We start from the raw sequence: 239 nt of genomic DNA, 5'->3' as shown, positions 1-239 counted from the left end.
CCTCTGAGCGCACCGAGGACGGTATTGCCAGCGGTCTGCACCTTGGCCCCGTTGGTGAGCAGCAGCGAGCCACTGCCGGCCTGGCCGACGATCATGTCGCCGAGGGTCTTCCACAGGCTGCCGGCGCCATCGAGGCTGGCGCTGCCATTGGAACCCAGGTCGGCGGCGATGATGCTGTCCTGGCTGGTGACCTGGCCACCGTTCTTGACCTGCAGGGTGCCGTTGCCGGCGCCGCCGAC

At 69.0% G+C, this 239-nt stretch carries 1 protein-coding gene; it reads right to left on the bottom strand.

Annotation, left to right across the window (positions count from 1 at the left end; translation table 11 throughout):
- Positions 1–239 (bottom strand): hypothetical protein (locus AC07VU_RS30770; protein ID WP_495031032.1); only part of this gene is annotated, 239 nt, incomplete at both ends.

It is taken from the genome of Pseudomonas sp. GW821-FHT02B10, assembly GCF_059421865.1.
Note: the sequence above shows the minus strand (reverse complement) of the source record. Positions and strands in the feature narration are given on the sequence as shown.